Raw genomic sequence first — 255 nt, 5'->3', positions numbered from 1 at the left:
GGACGTTGCCGAGCTTCTGCGCCAGGTCTGCAAGGGCGACAGAGCGGTAAACCCTCTAACGCCCTCCAAGTGCCGTAATCCGCTCTTTGAGGGCGCTGATGTGATTTTCCCGGTTGACTGCCCGCCTTATGCCCTCAAAGCCCTCTCAGAGCCTCTCAGAGCCTTTCTAGCGGCTCAAGAGCCCCAGGAACCCACCCAGAGCCGCCCAGAGCGTCTTACGCCGGTTTGGGGCGAGTTAGAGGCCGGTCAGCGCAA

General features: G+C 61.6%; 1 protein-coding gene. It reads left to right on the top strand.

Features of this window, described 5'->3' with window-relative positions:
* Window positions 1–255 (top strand): hypothetical protein (locus tag L6990_RS11855; RefSeq protein WP_237204378.1); only part of this gene is annotated, 255 nt, incomplete at both ends.

It is taken from the genome of Rothia endophytica (assembly GCF_928381505.1).
Taxonomy (GTDB): Bacteria; Actinomycetota; Actinomycetes; order Actinomycetales; family Micrococcaceae; genus Rothia; species Rothia endophytica_A.
This window is presented reverse-complemented; position numbering and strand designations above follow the sequence as displayed.